The organism is Vibrio mediterranei (assembly GCF_900088415.1).
GTDB classification, from domain to species: domain Bacteria; phylum Pseudomonadota; class Gammaproteobacteria; order Enterobacterales; family Vibrionaceae; genus Vibrio; species Vibrio mediterranei.
The window spans coordinates 765,448-785,503 of record NZ_FLLQ01000001.1; the positions used below are offsets into that span (position 1 = coordinate 765,448).

Annotated in this window: 19 protein-coding genes; 10 read left to right on the forward strand and 9 right to left on the reverse strand. The window is 44.3% G+C overall.

Annotation, left to right across the window (positions count from 1 at the left end; all coding sequences use genetic code 11):
• Positions 1-31 precede the first annotated feature (31 nt).
• The 8 genes from VME0621_RS03420 (at position 32) to VME0621_RS03455 (ending at position 8,345) form a co-directional block, all read left to right on the forward strand.
• Entirely contained in the window at positions 32-1,267 is a 1,236-nt protein-coding gene (locus VME0621_RS03420; protein WP_062455675.1) for a M20 family metallo-hydrolase, read from the forward strand.
• Between the two features lie 46 nt (positions 1,268-1,313).
• Positions 1,314-2,705: a YfcC family protein gene (locus VME0621_RS03425; protein ID WP_038224961.1), complete on the forward strand. Its 1,392-nt coding sequence runs from the start codon at positions 1,314-1,316 to the stop codon at positions 2,703-2,705.
• Positions 2,706-2,752: 47 nt separating this feature from the next.
• Positions 2,753-3,466 (forward strand): DUF1028 domain-containing protein, encoded by a 714-nt coding sequence (locus VME0621_RS03430; protein WP_062455677.1) that lies wholly within the window; start codon positions 2,753-2,755, stop codon positions 3,464-3,466.
• Positions 3,467-3,593: 127 nt separating this feature from the next.
• The gene (locus VME0621_RS03435; protein ID WP_062455681.1) at positions 3,594-4,316 is read left to right on the forward strand and encodes an amino acid ABC transporter ATP-binding protein; all 723 of its coding nucleotides are present in this window, start codon (positions 3,594-3,596) and stop codon (positions 4,314-4,316) included.
• Positions 4,316-5,110, forward strand: coding sequence for an amino acid ABC transporter permease (locus VME0621_RS03440; RefSeq protein ID WP_038224955.1), 795 nt, complete (start codon positions 4,316-4,318; stop codon positions 5,108-5,110). Before VME0621_RS03435 ends, VME0621_RS03440 begins: the two co-directional genes overlap by 1 nt.
• A gap of 81 nt (positions 5,111-5,191) precedes the next feature.
• A complete protein-coding gene (locus VME0621_RS03445; protein ID WP_370736758.1) occupies positions 5,192-5,962 on the forward strand; it encodes a transporter substrate-binding domain-containing protein in 771 nt (256 codons plus the stop codon).
• 5 nt (positions 5,963-5,967) lie between these two features.
• The gene (locus VME0621_RS03450) at positions 5,968-6,873 is read left to right on the forward strand and encodes an amino acid ABC transporter permease (RefSeq protein ID WP_082795451.1); all 906 of its coding nucleotides are present in this window, start codon (positions 5,968-5,970) and stop codon (positions 6,871-6,873) included.
• 467 nt (positions 6,874-7,340) lie between these two features.
• Positions 7,341-8,345, forward strand: a complete 1,005-nt coding sequence (locus VME0621_RS03455; RefSeq protein ID WP_038226399.1) for a porin — start codon at positions 7,341-7,343, stop codon at positions 8,343-8,345.
• A 126-nt stretch (positions 8,346-8,471) separates the two neighbouring features.
• On the opposite strand, the gene cyoE is transcribed toward VME0621_RS03455, so the two are convergent.
• Genes cyoE through VME0621_RS03475 form a run of 4 tightly spaced genes read right to left on the reverse strand, consistent with a single transcriptional unit; the run spans position 8,472 to position 11,923 of the window.
• Positions 8,472-9,374, reverse strand: a complete 903-nt coding sequence (gene cyoE / locus VME0621_RS03460) for a heme o synthase (protein ID WP_096442298.1) — start codon at positions 9,372-9,374, stop codon at positions 8,472-8,474.
• An 11-nt stretch (positions 9,375-9,385) separates the two neighbouring features.
• Positions 9,386-10,552 (reverse strand): COX15/CtaA family protein, encoded by a 1,167-nt coding sequence (locus tag VME0621_RS03465; protein ID WP_062455690.1) that lies wholly within the window; start codon positions 10,550-10,552, stop codon positions 9,386-9,388.
• A 46-nt stretch (positions 10,553-10,598) separates the two neighbouring features.
• Complete coding sequence (locus VME0621_RS03470; protein WP_062455693.1) at positions 10,599-11,171, reverse strand: redox-active disulfide-containing membrane protein; 573 nt, start codon at positions 11,169-11,171, stop codon at positions 10,599-10,601.
• 8 nt (positions 11,172-11,179) lie between these two features.
• A complete protein-coding gene (locus VME0621_RS03475; RefSeq protein WP_157769566.1) occupies positions 11,180-11,923 on the reverse strand; it encodes an SURF1 family protein in 744 nt (247 codons plus the stop codon).
• A gap of 31 nt (positions 11,924-11,954) precedes the next feature.
• On the opposite strand from VME0621_RS03475, the gene VME0621_RS03480 reads away from it, so the two are divergent.
• Entirely contained in the window at positions 11,955-12,179 is a 225-nt protein-coding gene (locus VME0621_RS03480) for a DUF2909 family protein (protein WP_062455699.1), read from the forward strand.
• 21 nt (positions 12,180-12,200) lie between these two features.
• On the opposite strand, the gene VME0621_RS03485 is transcribed toward VME0621_RS03480, so the two are convergent.
• The 4 genes from VME0621_RS03485 to coxB are packed head-to-tail and all read right to left on the reverse strand — an operon-like array spanning position 12,201 to position 16,513.
• Complete coding sequence (locus tag VME0621_RS03485) at positions 12,201-13,082, reverse strand: cytochrome c oxidase subunit 3 (RefSeq protein WP_062455702.1); 882 nt, start codon at positions 13,080-13,082, stop codon at positions 12,201-12,203.
• Positions 13,075-13,683 carry a cytochrome c oxidase assembly protein gene (locus tag VME0621_RS03490; RefSeq protein WP_062455705.1) on the reverse strand — a complete coding sequence of 203 codons (609 nt, stop codon included), beginning with the start codon at positions 13,681-13,683 and terminating at the stop codon, positions 13,075-13,077. Before VME0621_RS03490 ends, VME0621_RS03485 begins: the two co-directional genes overlap by 8 nt.
• An 11-nt stretch (positions 13,684-13,694) precedes the next feature.
• Positions 13,695-15,326 (reverse strand): cytochrome c oxidase subunit I, encoded by a 1,632-nt coding sequence (gene ctaD / locus VME0621_RS03495; protein WP_370736759.1) that lies wholly within the window; start codon positions 15,324-15,326, stop codon positions 13,695-13,697.
• A gap of 14 nt (positions 15,327-15,340) precedes the next feature.
• The gene (coxB, locus tag VME0621_RS03500; protein ID WP_062455708.1) at positions 15,341-16,513 is read right to left on the reverse strand and encodes a cytochrome c oxidase subunit II; all 1,173 of its coding nucleotides are present in this window, start codon (positions 16,511-16,513) and stop codon (positions 15,341-15,343) included.
• Between the two features lie 562 nt (positions 16,514-17,075).
• Between coxB and VME0621_RS03505 the strand changes: the two genes are divergently transcribed.
• Complete coding sequence (locus VME0621_RS03505) at positions 17,076-19,154, forward strand: DUF4962 domain-containing protein (protein ID WP_062455711.1); 2,079 nt, start codon at positions 17,076-17,078, stop codon at positions 19,152-19,154.
• A 69-nt stretch (positions 19,155-19,223) separates the two neighbouring features.
• On the opposite strand, the gene VME0621_RS03510 is transcribed toward VME0621_RS03505, so the two are convergent.
• Positions 19,224-19,838: a fumarylacetoacetate hydrolase family protein gene (locus tag VME0621_RS03510; protein WP_062455714.1), complete on the reverse strand. Its 615-nt coding sequence runs from the start codon at positions 19,836-19,838 to the stop codon at positions 19,224-19,226.
• Positions 19,839-20,056 lie beyond the last annotated feature (218 nt).

A 20,056-nucleotide genomic window follows, 5' to 3' on the forward strand; every position in this document is an offset into this window, starting at 1 on the left:
AGTAAACGCAGCATCAAAAACGAGAATAAATATGACCATTGCATTCACTTCATCACTAGCTTGGGATTGGCTTGAGCAACTAGCAAAATGTTCTGAGACAACCAACCCTGATGTAGAAGGCGTAACCCGCCTTTGTGCCACAAAAGAACATAAAGAGGCCATCAATCTACTGAAGCAATACATGATGGAGTCAGGCATGTCAGTGAGAATGGACAATGCCGCCAACCTAATTGGCCGATACGCCAGCGCGGAATCAAACGCAAAGACTCTCATCTTTGGTTCACATCAAGACACCGTTCCTAATGGTGGTAAGTACGATGGAATTTTGGGAGTCGTTGCCCCACTCGCTCTCGTTCACCACCTGAACCAGCAAGATATTCAACTTCCGTACAACATTGATGTCATCGCCTTTAGTGATGAAGAAGGCACTCGCTTTCAATCAACACTACTCGGCTCGAAAGCCATTTCCGGTATTTTCGACCCTGCAATGCTCGACGCTAAGGATCCACAAGGGGTATCGCTGCAAGACGCACTTCACGACTTTGGTTGTGAGACACAGCAAATAGAGAATGATGCCTACGACGCAGAAGAAGTCATTGGTTTTGTTGAGCTGCACATAGAACAAGGTCCACAGCTTGAAGCCGAACAACTGCCAGTCGGTGTTGTATCCGCTATCACTGGGATAGAAAGACATACCATAACCATTCATGGCAAAGCGGGACATGCTGGTACTGTTCCAATGCACAACCGCCAAGACTCTCTTGTCGGCGCTGCAAGTGTAATCAGCACTTTTGACGCCCTGTGTAAAAGTGATAGAGATCTCGTTGGCGTGATAGGAAAAATAGAAAACTACCCTAACGGCGTGAACGTCATCCCACAGAAAACGCATATTACCGTTGAACTTCGCTCTCCTATTGATGAGAAGCGCCGTAACGCAAGAGCGACATTTTTAGCGTCAATTCAGCAACAACTTAACGCACTCAATCTCAGTTACGACCATACGCAGACCTATGAGCAACAAGCCGTTCAATGTTCAAAGGCCCTGTCAGATAAGCTAACTCAAGCTATCGAAACTTGTGGTATTAAACCGAAAACCTTATTCAGTGGAGCTGGTCACGATGGCCTCGCGGTCAGCTCTCTAACCGACATCGCAATGCTGTTCATGCGATGCACTGATGGCGTAAGTCATCATCCTGACGAAGCGATTACTCAGGAAGACTTACAAGCATCTTTACAAGTACTAAAAGAATTCTGCCTAGCGATATAAAAACGTAAAGAATCAACCTAGAATCAAACTATGGAGAATATTGGACATGGAAATGACCAATCAGATTGACACAACATCAAAACGCCCCTGGTACAAGTCAATGCCAGACCCTATGGTCTTAATTTTTGGCATTTTAGTGGCAACTTACTTGCTCACGTTCATCGTTCCAGCAGGCGTATTTGAAAGAGCCGTTGTTGATGGAAGAACAACGGTAGTTCCGGAATCGTTCACGTACCTTCAAGATGCACCATCGGTACATTTCTTCGATATTTTCGTTGCCATTCCGAAAGGCTTGATTAGTGCAGCACCTTACCTGTTCATTGTGTTTATCGCTGGTGGGTTGTTCCATATTCTGCAACGTTCCGGTGCATTAGAAAATGCAATTGGTGTCGCAGTAAATCGCGTAGGAGTAGAAAACCGTAACCTAATAATCACTATTGGTACGTTTATTTATGGTTTCTTCGGCGTGGCGGTTGGTTTTGAAAACAATATTGCGTTGGTCCCGGTCGCTGTTTTGATTTCCGCAGCAGTCGGCTATTCAAGTCTAGTAGGCACCGTAATGGCAGTAGGTGGTATCGGTGTCGGTTTTGCTTTGTCACCTATTAACCCATATACCGTAGGTGTTGCTCAAGGTATTGCAGAGCTCCCTACTTTCTCTGGCGCTGGTCTGCGTACCGCTCTCGTTATCGCCTCGCTGGCTCTTCTTTCACTCTTTATCTGCAAGAAAGTCACCAAAATGGACTTTGTAGAGCAAGATGACTCTACCGGTCTTAAGAAAGATCTTAGCGAATATTCGATGAATCGAGAGAACAAGCTCACGCTTGCTGCTTTTGTTGCGGGCCTTGGCGTGATGCTTTACGGCGTTTTCGCCAATGGTTGGTACATCAATGAGATTGCAGGTTTATTCCTGCTCATGGCGATCGTTATCGGTATCATCAACAAAATGAATGCTAACCAAATCGTCAAAGAAATGATGGTTGGTGCATCAGGTGTAACCGCAGGTGCTTTGGTAATCGGTGTCGCGGCATCCATTCAAGTGATTCTAGATCAAGCACAGATCATCGATACCATCGTTAATGCGCTGAGCTCTCTAATCCAAGATATGCCTATTGCCATCTCTGCGATCGTAGCCAGTGTCGTGCAAGGTATTATCAACTTGTTTGTACCATCAGGTTCAGGACAAGCAATGGTAACTATGCCAATTCTAATTCCTGTTGCTGATTTGGTAGGAATGAGTCGTCAGTTGATGATTACTGCCTTCCAAGTTGGCGATGGTTTAACCAACCTAATTGTTCCAACGTCGGGCGGTACTTTAGCTATGCTGGCATTGGGACGAGTTTCTTACGAACAATGGCTTAAAGCCATTATGCCATTCATGCTTATGGTATACGGACTAAGCTGGGTCGCACTATTCATTGGCCAATTAATCGGCTACTAACTTCAATTATAAGTGGAGGCACTGCGCCTCCCATTTTCCAGAAGACTATGACAATATCTCTATTACATTTTAATCCATTAACCGGAACCTCCGCGTCCATTACTGCGACCGGTGGTCCTTGCGTTGGCGGATATGTCAATCATTCTTGGCGCTCCGTTGGTGCATGTGCTACCCAAGGGTTATTTACCAATCCTTGGTATGCAGACTTTGCCAAAAACAAATTACAGCAAGGTACTTCCGCCAGAGATATTATCAACGAACTGACTGCGTTAGACTCAGGACATAGTCAGCGACAATGTCTTGTTATGGACCAAAACGGAGCATCCGCTGCGTTAGATGGCAGCGACAATATTGCCTACATTGGTCACCTTAACTATCCAACTATTGCCGTGGCTGGCAATATGTTAGAGGGACATCAAGTCTTAGAGCAATTCAGTCGAGTATTTATTGAACAAACGGCTATAAATTCCCAAGCGGTATTGGAGCACATTGAGGCCCCTCAATATAAACCAGACTATGAAGCAACTTTGCCCGATGCGCTTATTAACGCTTTAGAAGCGGCCTTATCAGCGGGTGGAGACAAACGAGGTACAGTTTCTGCTTCATTGCGTATTGAATTTGCGCATCTCGCACCGATCGACATCCGCATAGATTGGGCAAAGGCGGACCTTATCGAAGAGCTTCGCTTTGTTCTGGAAAAAGTACGAGAAAGCAGCTTTCAAGCGTTTTTATCTGAGCTCCCTCGACAAGTAGACCATTAAATCTTCTGGTGTCAGAAGTGTGAAATCACTTCTGACACACTTATTATTCAACTAACTTCTCAAGCGCTTGTTATAGCTTAACGATATTGCTAATGTAGACGCATATAACAAAAACAATGGGTTCCAAGTGAACGCTGTCAGCTTTAACAACGTCGATAAATGGTTTGGAGAATTCCAAGCTCTCTCAGCAATTAACCTCGAAGTCCTCCAAGGTGAAATTGTCGTAATCTGCGGCCCTTCAGGCTCAGGAAAGTCCACATTAATCCGCTGCATTAACGGATTAGAGCAATACAATAATGGTGACATACAAGTATTGGGGCAAGCTATCAACTCTACTGGAATAAAGCCCGGACAAGTTGGTATGGTATTCCAGCACTTCAATTTATTTCCACACCTTACTGTGTTAGAAAACCTCACTCTGTCGCCTATTCGCACACTCAAGCTATCTAAAAAAGAGGCCACATCTCGTGCACTCGAAATGCTTGAGCGCGTGAAAATCGCCGAGCAAGCGAACAAGTACCCTTCTCAACTATCCGGTGGTCAGCAGCAAAGGGTGGCAATAGCGCGCTCTCTTTGTATGAAGCCTGACATATTGCTGTTCGATGAACCGACTTCTGCGCTCGATCCTGAAATGATCAGTGAAGTGCTCAATGTGATGGTTGAACTGGCAGAAGAAGGGATGACCATGCTCTGTGTTACTCATGAAATGGGTTTCGCCAAACGTGTGGCAGACCGGGTAATCTTTATGGATGAAGGACAAATTCTAGAATCTGCTCCGCCGAGCCAGATTTTTGATAATCCGCAACACCCTAGAACAAAAGCCTTCTTAGATAAGATCTTAAATCACTGATGATATTAAAGATTATTAAGCCAGTTCTATCGGCATTGTTACAGATCGCATTAGTCACTGTTGCGCTTGTTTGGCTGCTCGATAGCGGAGCTGAAGCGATGGGCTATCGCTGGCAATGGGAACGCGTACCCGATTACCTCGCCTTTTATGAAGATGGACAGTGGTGGCCCGCTGAGCTGCTTGAAGGACTTGTCGTAACACTCAAAGTCAGTGGACTAGCGCTCGTTTTCACCTTGTTGTTTGGACTCATTACTGCCTTACTTAAAACATCAAACTCAGTCGTTGGTCGTGGCATAGCTCATTGTTATGTCGAAGGGATTCGAAATACACCACTACTTGTTCAAATCTACCTGCTTTACTTTGTGTTTGGTCCAATTATAGGTCTTGATCGTTTTTCTACTGCCGTGTTCGCGCTGGCTTTATTTCAAGGTGCTTATACAGCTGAGATATTGCGAGCAGGCTTAAACAGTATCCCTAAAGGGCAGTTTGAAGCCTGCCGCTCAGTAGGTTTGTCGCGATTCTACACCTATTACGATGTGATACTGCCTCAAGTCGTGAGACGCACTGTCCCTCCACTCACCAATGAAATCGTATCGCTAATAAAAAACTCATCCATCGTCAGCGTTATGGCTATTTTCGATTTAACCACAGAGGGTCGCAACATCGTTTCAGAAACGGCCATGCCTTTTGAAATTTGGTTTACCGTGGCCGCTATTTATTTAGTACTAACACTTACGTTATCAGCTTTATCCGCTTGGTTGGAGCATCGCTTAAACCAATCGCAATCGATTTAACTTAAATCGCAATCAAGGAGTCAGACTATGCAAGGAAAACTCAAAAATATAATTAGAGCCATCACTACCGCAGCTATTGGTATGGCTGTGTCTCTAGGTGTCACTGCCAGTGACACTCCAAACCTCGACAAGATCAATGAACGAGGCACGCTACGCGTTGGTATGTCCACCTTTGTTCCATGGGCTATGCGTGACAAACAAGGTGATTTAATTGGTTTTGAAATCGATGTTGCTAAACGCCTCGCAGAGGACTCAGGCTGGAAAGTAGAATTTGTTCCAACTGCGTGGGACGGCATTATTCCAGCTCTATTGGCGCAAAAATTTGATGTAATCATCGGGGGTATGTCGATCACACCAGAGCGTTCTAAGAGTGTTCTCTTTACTACACCTTACTCTCATTCAGGAGTTCAAATTGCCGCCAGTAAGAAACTTGCGGAAGGCTTCTCGACCATTGAAGACTTCGATTCTCGTCGAGTTAAGATCGCGGCAAGACGAGGCGCCTATACGGTTCAAGTTGCTCGTGAAACCTTCCCTAAAGCTAAAGTCTTACAATTTGACGATGATGCCCAAGCGTTTCAAGAAGTACTCAACGGTAATGCGCATGCAGTGATCGCATCTAGCCCTAAGCCAGAGCATGAAGCAATTAAACACGCCAATGCCCTGTTTATTCCGTTTAGTGAGCGTTTATCAAAAGGTAACGAGGCATTCGCAGTGCGCTTGGGTGAAGAGGACAAAAAAGCATTCTTTGATCAGTGGATTCAGGCTCGTACCGATGATGGTTGGCTAAAAGATCGCTATGAGTACTGGTTCTCTACTCTTGATTGGCAAGATCAAATCGCCGGCGGACAGTAAATATTATGATGAACACCGACTCAACAGGCCGTAAATATCCCAATGGTGCAATGAAAAAGAAGTGGCGCTTATCCACTTTAGATCTTGTACTTATTACCGTGCTGGTTGTACTACTAGCGTGGCTCGGCTATCGCTCTTCCATCGGTATTAATTACCATTGGCGATGGTCTCAGGCTTTTGAGTTGGTGTTTACTCCCACAAGCAATGGTGGACTGCCTTACTTCGTTCAAGGCGCCATCTCGACATTACGCCTTAGTATTTGGGGTATGCTGTTGGCGCTTTCCCTAGGCACCCTACTTGGACTAGCGAAGCACTCAAATATGGTGTTTTTGCGGGTTCCGGCAAATATCTTTATTCAGCTGGTGAGGAATATTCCACCACTCGTATTCATATTTATTTTTTATTTCTTCATTTCCAATCAGCTAATTCCATTACTGGGGTTATCTGAATTACTTCGTGGTAGTAGTAGTGAAATTAGTGGCTGGCAATCCTTCTTATTCGGCCCTCAATCACTGTGGGAGAACTTACTATCCGGCGTAATATGCATAGGGCTGCTTTCCTCAGCCTATGTTGCTGAAATTGTCAGAGCAGGGCTTAACGCTATACCAAAAGGTCAGTGGGAAGCTGGCCAGTCATTAGGTTTGTCTACATGGCATCAATATCGTGACGTTATAGCCCCTCAAGTGCTTACTGCTATAAGCCCCGCTTTAGCCGGTCAAGCCATATCCTTAGTCAAAGACACCTCGATTGTTTCACTGATTTCGATACAAGAGATGACATTTGTTGGCACTGAAATCGCTAATTCGTCTGGATTGATATTTGAGATCTGGCTAATCGTGGGCCTATGCTACTTTTTACTCTGCTTTTCACTATCGCTATTGTTTAGAAAGCTAGAAGTAACCCAGCGCTAACACTGCGCAAACCTAAGCACTACTTTCTGACAGAACATTCAAATTATGGCCGTAATAGTATGTTATGGTCATTTCTTATCCAGTCCTATATTGTTAGTAACTGCCAATTATTTTAACTACGTCATACTTTTAAGTATAAACGTTATTATCTAACCATTCAGTTTTATATAAACATCGTACCTTTATAGTACGACATAATATTACATTTAATACATAATATTACCCAAGATTACATAATACTCTCGCAAGTACCGATAGAACGTAACTTAGAGCGTATTTTTGAATATAATTTAATTTATCCGTAAAGATCATCACGGAAAATATATTCTATTAGCTATTTCCTGAAACTATAATTCCATTTGTCTGCACTTATAGCTTTGTTAATAATCATTTAGCCTATTTATAGATACGACGAGCCAAGAGCGTATTAATAATAAAACTTATTAGAGACTAAATAGGGATTTAACATGAAGAAAGTTTCTCTTTTAACAGCGGCTATTATTGCAGGTTTATCAGCTACGGCAGCAAATGCAGCTGACGTATATAAAGGTGATAATCTGAACCTAGCAGTGGGCGGTCGAGCTGAAGCGCGTGCTGATTTTGACAAGAGCAGTAATGATAGAACCGTTGCAGACAATAGTCGTGCTCGTGTAAACGTCCTTGCTACTACTGAAATTGCTGACGGCGTTAATGCTAAAGGTTTCTTTGAAGAAGAAATCAACCGTTCTGGCGACAATAACGGTGCTGGATATGATAACCGTTATCTATATGTTGGTATTGCAGGTGAAAACAATGAACTCCAATACGGTAAAACGGATGGTTCTTTAGGCATTATTACTGACTACACTGATATTCTTGACGCATTCGGTGGCGAAGCGGGTAACAAAACAGCAACTGCTGACCGTACAACCAACCAACTGTTGTATATCGGTACATTCGGTGACCTAAAAGTTAAAGCTAACGCTAATGGCGGCGGCGCCGCTGATTCATTCAAGAAATACGGCAATGAACTATCAGGTACAGTAGACCAAGGTTATGGTATCGCGGCACAGTACCAGTTAGGAGATTTGAGCTTTGGTGCAGGTTACGCTTACCAAAAAGACGAAAACGTCAAAGTGAAAACTGGTAATTTAAAAATTTCACCAGATGCAACAAGCCAAAACGTTCTAGTTGGTGCGGGTTATCAGCTAAATGACCTATATCTTGGTGGTTTATATACCCAAGGGAAATTGCTAGACCAAGACTATAAAGGTTTTGAAGTAGCATCTAAATACGACCTAACAGACCGTATTCGTCTTGCAGCTGCATTCCAACAAGTTAAGTTTGATATCGCTGACGAAACAGACCAAAACATCGCGGCAAGCGTACACTACAAATTTACTAATTACTTCACGACTTACGCAGGTATCTCAAAAGACCTTAAAGGCGACAAAGATACGGCAGGACGTGTTGGCGCTATCGTCACGTTCTAATTCTAAACTGCACTTTTGTTAGATGGGATGGATTAACATGACCGAAGATCTTTCCTGGCAGCTAGTTTAAATCCAAACGCCCTATCAGCCATCACATTGTGATGGCTGTTTTTTATTATTGAAGATTTAAATTGGTAGGTAGTGATCCACCAGCAACACTACAAATAAAATCATCAAATGCATAATGGAGAATTTAAAAGTATCCATTGCTGTCTTTTCTGTTGCCGCATACTTTAACTTCCAAGCGTAATAGATAAAACCCGCACTCAAGAAGGTGGAACCGGCCAAATACACCAATCCTGTCATTCCAACTAAAGCGGGTAATAAGCACACCAGTGCCAATAAAATGGTATAAAGCAAAATAGAAGTCTTGGTGTATTCCACCCCGTGAGTCACCGGAAGCATAGGAATATCGGCTTTCGCATAGTCGTCTTTTCTATGAATCGCCAATGCCCAAAAATGAGGTGGTGTCCATATGAAGATAATCATTACCAGTAACCAAGCATTAGCGTGCAGTTCCCCTGTTACCGCGGTCCAACCTAACAACGGCGGCATCGCACCAGCAATACCCGCGATAACAATATTCTGTGGCGTCGCTCGCTTCAAATATAAGGTGTACACAACAGCGTAGCCAAGCAAACTAGCAAATGTAAGCCAAGCGGTTAACCAGTTAACCCCCACAGCTAATATTGCAAAACCTAGTACGCCAATACTCAGTGCAAAAGTAAAGACTTTACCAACACTCAAGTCTCCTGATGGCAACGGACGTTTATGGGTCCTTGCCATGACAGCATCAATTCGACGGTCAATTAGATGGTTGAAAGCTGCTGCAGAGCCCGCCATTAACGCAATACCCAATAAAGCCAGCACGGTCGCCTGAACAGGCAAAGCGCCCGGTATCGCCAAACACATCCCAACCAAAGCTGTTAAGATCATTAATGCGACCACTTTTGGTTTGGTCAAGGTTAAATAGACACGCCAGTTGAGTCTTGGTTTAACGACGGAATCCACACGACTTGTTGCCGCCATTGTCAGTTTATTCATAGAGAACTCTCCTTGTCTCCAGATGCTTTCAGTCTCTCAACTTTATTCTCCGACTCAATGACTTTCAGTGTCGGCTTTTCTGATTGAGCGTACCGTATATTCCACATAATATAGTTAGCTTGAATTAGGCTTAATAGAAGTAGCGCAGCGCCCAGATTATGCATAACAGCTATTGGTAAAGGTAAATGGAACACCACATTACTGACGCCTAGTGCAAGTTGAATCGCTAGCAGTCCCAATAAAAGTACTGCGACGTTGCGTACCACGCGCTGCTTATGTTGTAACAAGCACAGCCCTAATATCCCAACGAGTAAAGTCACCGCAATAGCACCAAAACGATGACTCACATGGATGGTCATTCTTGCAGCATAATCAAGCACGCCAAACTCGTAATTGTCAAAGCCAAAATGAACCGGAGTGAAAGCGGTTTTGAAGTCGAGATAGCGCACCCATTCGCCTTCACAAATAGGCAAAGCGGTACACACCACAGCGGCATAATTTGAAGATACCCAACCGCCGAGTATTATTTGTAAGATGGTTGCGACAAGAGCCAAGCCAGCCAATATTTTGAGTCGACGACCAATTATCTTTGGCTCACTAGTCACGGTATTAGCCTCAACCACTGTTGGCTGAAAGGTCACACTTACCTCAGATTTAGATTTCGCTTTATTATCCTGTCGCGTCGCTATCGCATTCGGACGTAATCTTAAATATGTGAAAAACAGTAAACAAAACATTGTAAAACCACCTATCAGGTGGCCCATGACTACAATGGGCATCAGCTTAAGCGTTACCGTCCACATCCCCAGCGCAGCTTGAAACACGATCACTAAAGATAACGACACCGACAAAGTCACCCCTAGTCGTGCACGCTCATTTCTTAACGCAAGATAGGTTATGGCGAACACCACCAGACCCAGAGTTCCCGCCAAGTAGCGGTGTATCATTTCGAGCCAAGCTTTGTGAGGCTCCACCGCTCGTTCGGGAAAAAGAGTATTAGCAACCACAACATCAACGTTATTGCTCGGAACCGTAAGATGACCATAACAACCTGGCCAGTCCGGACAACCTAAACCCGCATCAGCAAGGCGTGTATAAGCCCCCATTGCGATAACAATAACGGTCAGTATTAACGCCCCTTTCACCAAATCTATCAGTCTCATTGCAACTCCTTATGCCTTCAACACTGGTGTACTTAACCTTTCGCGTCTACCCTACTCGAGATAACTTAAGTAACTTTCTTAGGTCGGATAACAACCCCTTGCTATGGGCGATTTGTTGCTCCTTGGTTGTGGGTTCAAAAAACATCACGACTTGACCTAACGTGTCGGTAATGACATACCCTTGTGATGGCACTAAAGCAGAGAAAGCATCGTTAACGGTCAACACTGTCACCGAAGTCGGTAGTTCAGGCACTACTTGTCCGGTCTGTACATAAACAACAGGTGTCACGCGCTCTTTATACTTTCCTAGCGCTAAGTACGTTTGCCCCATGACGTATAAGCGATTTAAGCATGCATCATCACATGTAGCAGGAAGCATAAAACCAAGCTGCCAACTCTCTCCTTGAAGAGGGTTCACCATTCCTAGTGACTCAAACGTCACACGAGGCTCCAACAGCTGACCATGATTGGTTACGCCAGATTGATACCAATGGTTACTCAGAATTGCCTTCGCGACGATAAACGGCAACGCAAAAAACAGAATCAACGCCAGTAGCGTAAGTCGTCCTCTTAACACGGCTTTGGGCTTTAGCGAATGTGTCGTCATCCCTGTGCTCATAAACGCTCCTAATGTCTTGCTGAATGAGTTTTTCTGCCCCATCGATACACGGCAATACCTACTACGAAAGCAAATACCAACGCCATGGAGAACCACTGAAAAGCGTATCCATAGTGTTTGCTCGAGTTCATAGACAATGGTTTCCATGGGTGAGCATAAGGCGTTGTTGAATCGATAGGTTGCAACGCCCATGCTTGCAGGGGCTTACCAGTAAGCTCTGCCAATGAACCTATATTTAAGTTCTGAATTCGAAATCTGGTAGAAGTCGAAGAGGTAAAATCTTCAGGATAGAGTTCATTACCTAAAGGGCTGTCCATCTTTTGATATAAACGCCCGGTTATCATCAGAGGGTGGGTTAACTGCTCAACAACTGGCAATGACTGTCTTTGCTCCATTCCTTTAACGAATCCTAGTTCAAGAAGTAAAAAACGTGATTGGCCATCGATAATAAGCTGATACACCAAATAGCCAACTTGGCCTTCAAAGGTCTGGTTATCCAAATAGAAAAGCTCTGGAATAGGTGTGACCTCAGCAAACACGGGGACGCCTATCCAATCAAGATAATCACTGTTTGACTGGGACGTGTTTGAAAAATGGACAGCGCTCAACGAGATCGGAGACTGCTTACTTCGCTGAGCCAACATCGACTCCATATGCGATTTGTCGTTACCTCGCTGTAGCTGCCACAAACCTAATTTGACCAAAGTAGAAAACACAACCACAGTTAATACAAAGCCGACCCAGAATTTCACTGATTTGAACCAGGCCACGTGAGGAACTTCAATGTCACCGACACTATTGTTTAAGATTGTTTTAGTACTGCTGTTACTTTTCATCATCTTTAACTTAGCGCTTGCCCTAATTCGAATGGTGCGAGACGACCCTGATTCTGATAAACCAATGAGTCACTATCTGGGTCGCCGTGTCTTGTTTTCTGCGATCGTTATTATTCTTTTGATCATCGCCCTTCAAAGCGGATTACTTGCTCCTAACCCTCGTCCTTATTAAGTCAGTTTTCTAAAATCTGAGTTAAAGTACATAAACAAAAACAAAGAGGCACAGCCAAACCACATCAACAAAGTGCCAGTACCAACTGCCTGCCTGAAATGCGAAATGGTCTTTGGGAGTAAAATGGTCTTTAGCGATTCGAAACAAGAGTACAATCAAGAAGATCGTCCCTAAACACACATGTAGGCCATGGAATCCAGTCAACATGAAGAAGGTATTGCCGTATATCCCAGATTGTAAGGTCAACCCCATATCTTGGTATGCATGCGCATATTCGACCGCTTGGTAATAAAGGAAAAACACCGCTAATACGATAGTAATCTCAAGCCAGACGATGAGTGCTGTTCGTTTGTTTTTCTCTAAACTGACATGTGCCATATGTAGCGTAATCGAAGAGAGCAGCAATATGATCGTGTTCTTCAACGGTAACCCTTGCCATGGCATCGCCTGAGTCGTGTCACCTGCTGGCGTTGTCGTCAAAGGCCACATCGCTTCAAATCCAGGCCACAGTACTTCGTGAGTCATCACATTGTTATCTGCCCCGCCAAGCCAAGGGACAGAGATCATTCGTGCGTAAAACAACGCCCCAAAAAAAGCACCGAAGAACATCACTTCAGAAAAAATGAACCAGCTCATCCCTTGACGAAATGAACGCGTAATCTGATCTGAATACAAGCCTGCCAATGACTCACTGACAACATTGCTAAACCAACCTGACAGCATGTACAACAACACGGCAAAGCCAAGCGCTAGAGTAACGTTACCAATGACACTACCCGCTCCACCTGTTTCTAAATGTTGAACCGTGAGCCCAGCCCCAACCGCCACTAAAAACAGCGCGATTGCCCCCACGATTGGCCAACTACTCTGAGCTGGAACGTAATAAGATTGAGGTTTACTCATAGCTTAACTCCCTGTTAAGTGCGCTTTTGCTACCCTTACTGCGTTCAACGGCATCCTGCACGCTTGCATTGCTTGTGATGTTGTAGAGTGTGTACGACAAAGTCAGTGTGTGAATTGATTCGGGGATATCAGGTTCGATATAGAAAATTAGAGGCATCTCCGCTTCGCCATTAGCATCAAGAGGTTGATGGTTGAAGCAAAAGCACTCAATTTTATTAAAATAAGCAGCGCCAGTACCCGGAGATACAGATGGCACTGCTTGCCCGACTATAGATTGCGACGCATTGTTCTTTGCCAAATAAGCGGTTTGAATCACCTCACCGGGATGAACATCAAGGTAGATGGTTTCAGGCTTAAAGGTCCACGGCATATCAGGATTGATGTGTGCCATAAACTCAACACGAATCGTACGCGAGATGTCCGCCCTCATTCCGACGGGTTGCACCGCGGACACCGTATTGGTTTTACCATTGATACCCAATGCTTCACACATAATGTCGTACAACGGAACCAAAGCAAAACCGAACCCAAACATGCCGATAACAGCAACACTAAGCCACGTTACTAACTTTTTATTTGACTTACGGTTTTGCTCGCTCATAAGTCACCTCTCTAATCCACTTTGGGTGGAGTACTAAAGGTGTGATGCGGTGCTGGACTTGGGACTGTCCATTCTAGCCCTTCCGCTCTGTCCCAAGGTTTGGCTTCGGCCTTTTCTCCACCTTTAATACACTTGATTACTAGCCATAAGAAAATCAACTGCGACAGTCCAAAGGCAAAACCGCCGATTGAGACAATCTGGTTTACATCCGCAAATTGAATTGCATAGTCAGGAATACGCCTTGGCATACCCGCTAACCCTAAGAAGTGCATCGGGAAAAACAGCACATTGACCGAAATAACCGAGCACCAAAAATGCCACAGGCTAAGTTTGTGGTCGTACATATGTCCTGTCCACTTGGGCAGCCAGTAATAAGCGGCTGCCATAATTGAGAACACAGCACCGGAGACCAATACATAGTGGAAGTGAGCCACGACAAAATAGGTATCGTGATACTGGAAGTCCGCCGGCACGATAGCTAACATCAACCCAGAAAAACCACCGATGGTAAACAAGACAATGAAGGCGATGGCAAACAGCATGGGCGTTTCGAACGTTAACGCACCGCGCCACATAGTTGCTACCCAATTAAATACTTTCACACCCGTTGGCACAGCAATCAGCATAGTGCAGTACATGAAGAACAGCTCTGCGAACACTGGCATCCCTGTGGTAAACATATGGTGCGCCCAAACCAAGAAAGACAACAGTGCGATACTGCACGTCGCATAAACCATAGAATGGTAGCCAAACAGCTTCTTACCACTAAACGCTGGTACGATTGCAGAGACGATGCCGAAAGAAGGCAAAATCATGATGTACACTTCTGGGTGGCCAAAGAACCAGAAGATATGTTGGAACATCACAGGGTCGCCGCCACCCGCTGCATCAAAGAAACTGGTTCCAAAATACTTGTCTGTTAACACCATTGTCACAGCACCCGCTAACACTGGCATCACCGCAATAAGCAGGAAGGCTGTAATCAACCAAGTCCAAACAAAGAGTGGCATTTTCATCAACGTCATCCCAGGGGCGCGCATATTGAAAATGGTAACAATGACATTTATTGCCCCCATGATGGAGCTAATCCCCATGATATGTACCGAGAAAACAAACAATGCCGTACTATCGGGACCATAGGTTGTAGAAAGTGGTGCATAGAATGTCCAACCAAAATCAGGTCCGCCACCGGGCATGAAGAGGGATGACAATAGAATCAAGAAGGCAAACGGCAGAATCCAAAAGCTTAAGTTATTCATGCGCGGTAATGCCATATCTGGCGCGCCGATCATCATGGGGATCATCCAGTTAGCTAACCCAGTAAATGCGGGCATTACTGCACCAAATACCATCACTAAGCCGTGAACTGTGGTCATCTGGTTAAAGAAATTTGGCTCTACAAGCTGTAAGCCCGGTTGGAATAGCTCTGCACGAATGACCATCGCCATCGCACCGCCAGTAAGAAACATAGCAAAACTAAACCACAGATATAGTGTCCCGATATCTTTATGGTTAGTGGAATATACCCATCTTGCCCAGCCAGAAGGGGCGTGATCATGATGATGATCGTCTTCAATGATGGCCGTGCTTTCTGCACGACTCATCTCTGCATCCGTCGCCGTTGACGATTTAACTGTTTCCATAGGATCCGTTTTCATCATAACTCCTTGGAGCTGGTTTGCTCCCCATCTTGCGTTTTGAACGCATTGATATCAGAGGCTTGTACTGCATCTCCCGTATCATTACCCCAAGCGTTTCGCTGGTACGTCACTACTGCTGCTATTTCTTTGTCTGTCAATTGGTTAGCAAACGACTGCATGGCTGTTCCATTTACCCCATCAACAATTTTGCTGATGTGAGTCGACACCTCTCCGGTCGTCGCAACTGCACTCCCCGCAATGGCAGGAAAAGCCCCCGTGATACCTTCACCGTTTGCTTGATGGCAGACAGCACAACGGCCCGCATACACTTCTTCACCAATTGTCATCAGTTCATCAAGTGGAAGTGTCGCGTCAAGAGACTTTGCTGCTTCCGCAGCTGCCAAGGCCATTTCTTGTTTCTTCCTTGCTAACCATGCATCGTAATCACTCTGTTCCATGGCTTGAACAACGATCGGCATAAAACCATGAGCTTTGCCACACAGCTCGGCACATTGACCTCGATAAACACCTGGCTCGTCAATCCTTGTCCATGCCTCATTAATAAACCCTGGGATTGTGTCTTTCTTGACGGCAAAATCCGGCACCCACCAAGAATGAATTACGTCATCGGATGTCATTAAGAAGCGGATTTTTTGATTGATAGGTACAACGAGTGGATTGTCTACTTCAAGCAAGTAATGAGCACCTTTTTCTTCAATACCGTCTATTTGCTTTTGCGATGTAGCCAACAAGGAGAAGAAATTAACATCTTCACCAAAGTACTCGTAGTGCCATTTCCACTGCGAGCCCGTAATTTTGATAGTGATATCCGATTGAGATGTATCTTCCATTGCCACCAAAGTTTTGGTTGCGGGAATCGCCATCGCAATCAATATGATAATCGGAATAACCGTCCAAACAATTTCGACTTTAGTGCTTTCGTGGAAGTTAGCGGCAACGGCGCCGCGAGATTTTCTGTGTTTGAAAATGGAGTAGAACATCACTCCGAATACAACAAACGCAATGGCACAACAGATGTAGAAAATCAGCATATGCAAGTCATAAACTTGGTTACTGATATTAGTAACGCCTTTAGTCAAGTTATAGCCGCTCGACTCGGCGATGAGAGGTTGGCTGATTAGCGCAGCAGCCACACCAATCCATAAGCGAATGGTCAGCAATCTCTTCAAAAGATTTCTCCTTTGCCTAGCCACGTTTGTCCTAACGTGGTTCCCCTATGACTTATACCAAGCACGTCTGAAGAGTGATCAAACAATTCAGGATGGTAAAGCCCGCAATCAAAACCCAACTAACTGTGATTCGACGACGTCTAACGAAGACCAACTAGGTTTTATCAACTCGAAAATGAGTTTCAAAAATAAAGCCAAACTGCACAAGTAAACAGTCATACACAAGATAACCACTTACTTATTGAGTCCGGTATCAATAAAATACAACACAAAACAATTTGTTATATTTTTGTTAACTAAATGCTAGTTAGAGAATTAGAGATTCGCAAGGATAAAAATAAAAGGTCACTTTTTGTGATGGTGGCTTATCGATTACCGTTTAAATTTTGACAAACTGGAAAACTGATATCTCTAGAACAACGGAAGACGTGGATTCTGTCATTGGTCACAAAATACGTAAAAAACCATGAATCACTCGTAGAAGTATTTTATTATTGTATGACAATATGGCATATTATTTCTATTCCCTTTAGACATACTTCGTATATACAAGAGAGTTGGTATGAGTAACGACAAATCATTCGATGCAATCAAGGCCATGAAGCTTGAAAACGACACTTCTGCTGGTAACTTGGTTGACCTACTACCTATTGAAGTTCAGAAGCGAGACTTTGACCTGTCCTTCCTAGATAACCTTGCTGAGGCTCGTCCTCGCCTACTCATCCAAGCCAATGAACTAGCCGAATTTAAATCAAGAGTTAAAAAAGATGAATCTCACTGCATGTTCGATGACTTCATGAATAACTCGACGGCCAAATTTTTCAATACTGAACCTTATCCAGAACCTCAGCCTTACCCAGAAGAAACAGTTGGCAAAGCCTCTCTCTGGCGACCTTATTGGCGTCAAATGTACGTTGATTGCCAGATGGCGCTTAATGCGACACGTAATCTTGCGATCGCAGGCATTGTCAAAGACGATAAAGAGCTTATTGGCAAAGCTAAAGCTTGGACGCTTCAACTCGCGTCCTATGATCCAGACGGTGTAACATCTCGCGGCTACAACGACGAAGCAGCCTTCCGCGTCATCGCAGCAATGGCTTGGGGCTATGACTGGTTACATGGTCACTTTACTGAAGAAGAACGTACAATAGTGCGTGAGGCATTAGTGACTCGTTTAGACGAAATTATGCATCACTTAAAGGTCACCGTTGACCTATTAAATAACCCATTGAACAGTCACGGCGTTCGATCTATTTCTTCCGCTATTATCCCGACGTGTATTGCTCTCTATCACGACCATCCTAAAGCTGGTGAATATATTGCGTATGCGTTGGAATACTATGCCGTCCATTATCCGCCATGGGGTGGTGAAGATGGTGGCTGGGCAGAAGGTCCAGATTATTGGAATACTCAAACAGCCTTCCTAGGTGAAGCCTTCGATCTGTTAAAAGCATACTGTGGTGTAGATATGTTCAATAAAACATTCTACGAAAACACAGGAGACTTCCCACTTTATTGCATGCCAGTTCACTCGAAACGAGCCAGCTTCTGCGACCAATCTTCTATCGGTGACTTCCCTGGGTTAAAACTTGCCTATAACATCAAGCATTATGCTGGAGTAAATCAAAAGCCTGAATACGTTTGGTATTACAACCAGCTGAAAGGCCGTGATACTGAAGCACATACCAAGTTCTATAACTTTGGTTGGTGGGACTTTGGCTATGACGATCTCCGTTTTAATATTCTTTGGGATGCGCCTGAAGAAAAAGCGCCGTCAAACGATCCGTTGTTGAAAGTGTTCCCTATCACAGGCTGGGCAGCTTTCCACAACAAGATGACAGAGCGTGATAACCATATCCATATGGTCTTTAAATGTTCACCATTTGGTTCAATCAGCCATTCACACGGCGACCAAAATGCGTTTACTCTGCATGCCTTTGGTGAAACATTAGCGTCTATCACCGGCTACTATGGTGGCTTTGGCGTCGATATGCATACGAAGTGGCGTCGTCATACTTTTTCTAAGAACTTGCCCCTGTTTAATGGCAAAGGGCAGTACGGAGAGAACAAAAACACTAAATTTGAAGGTCACCAAGACCGCTTCTGTATCGAAGCAGGCGGTCAAATCACAGACTATGACACAGACTCTGACGTCAAATTTGTAGAGGGCGATGCAACCGAATCCTACAAGTTCTTTACACCAGATATCGAATCCTACAAACGTAAGATTTGGTTCGTGAAAGGCAAGCTCTTTGTCATCCAAGACAAAGCGAGCTTTGGCGAAGAGAAAGATCTCACTTGGCTAATGCATACCACGTTTAATACCGAGACAGCTCAAAAGTCATTTGCTATCCACGGTGACAAAGCACATCTAGATGTGAGCTTTATCAATCAAAGCGCGGACCAAATTACGTCAGTGACCAACGTCGAAGGCTTTGGCGATGTGGACCCTTACGAGTTCCAAGATCTTGAGAGCCACCGTCATGTAGAAGTAGAATTTTCTGCATCAAAACAACACGACATTCTTACGTTACTTGTCCCTAACAAGAATAGCGGGGAACAAGTTCAGGTGTCGCATAGCGTCCGCGATAATGAACTAACACTTGTTGTAGATGGTGAAACAGTGACCATAGATTTATAGTGGTTCAACGACTTTAAAAGATAAAGCCTTCACCGCATTTCAGCGTTGAAGGCTCTTTTTTATTAAGGGTTATATCGCCAACCATTCAACTTCAACAATGGCTTTTCCCGCGTATTTAATACGACCGAGAAACCTATCTCCAGCGACTATCTCACCAACCCCTTGGGGCGTCCCCGTCATCACAATATCTCCATCCTGCAATTCGGTGTAAGAAGCCAGTTCTTGCAAAATCACGTCTGGTTTATACAACATCTGTTTGGTGCCACCTAATTGCATTCGCATACTATTGATAAACAACTCCACCTCAAGCTCACAGACATCCATATCTGATAATGGAATGAAGCGGCTAAATTTGGCTGAGTTATCAAACGCTTTAGCTCTTTCCCAAGGCAGCCCCTTCTGCTTTAACTTAGACTGTAGACTTCGTTTGGTAAGATCTAATCCAAAACCCACTGCGTAGAGTTGTTGGTTGCGGATAAGGAAGCAAATTTCGGCCTCGTAATGGAGAGGCTCATCAAGGTAAGAATAGAGCTCTGATGCGATACTAGCGTTTGGTTTATTGAACACCACCATATCTTCAGGAATCTCATTCCCTAATTCATTGATGTGTTCGACGTAGTTACGGCCTACGCACAAGATCTTCGATGGGAAAAAAGAATCATCTCCAACAAATACCGCTTTCATTGCCCTTCCTTGACTGACAGGTAAATTCAACACTAAGAACTGTGCATTTTAGCGGATTTATAGTGACAGACTTATGATTTAGAAGAGTATTTTTCAAAGTTGAGGCAAGGATCGAGATTTGAGTTGTTATCACAGTTGCGCACCCAGCCCACAGATTTGATAGGATTTCATCTCACTCCTTGCATTTTAATTCAATTTCGACAACCATTTGTATATTC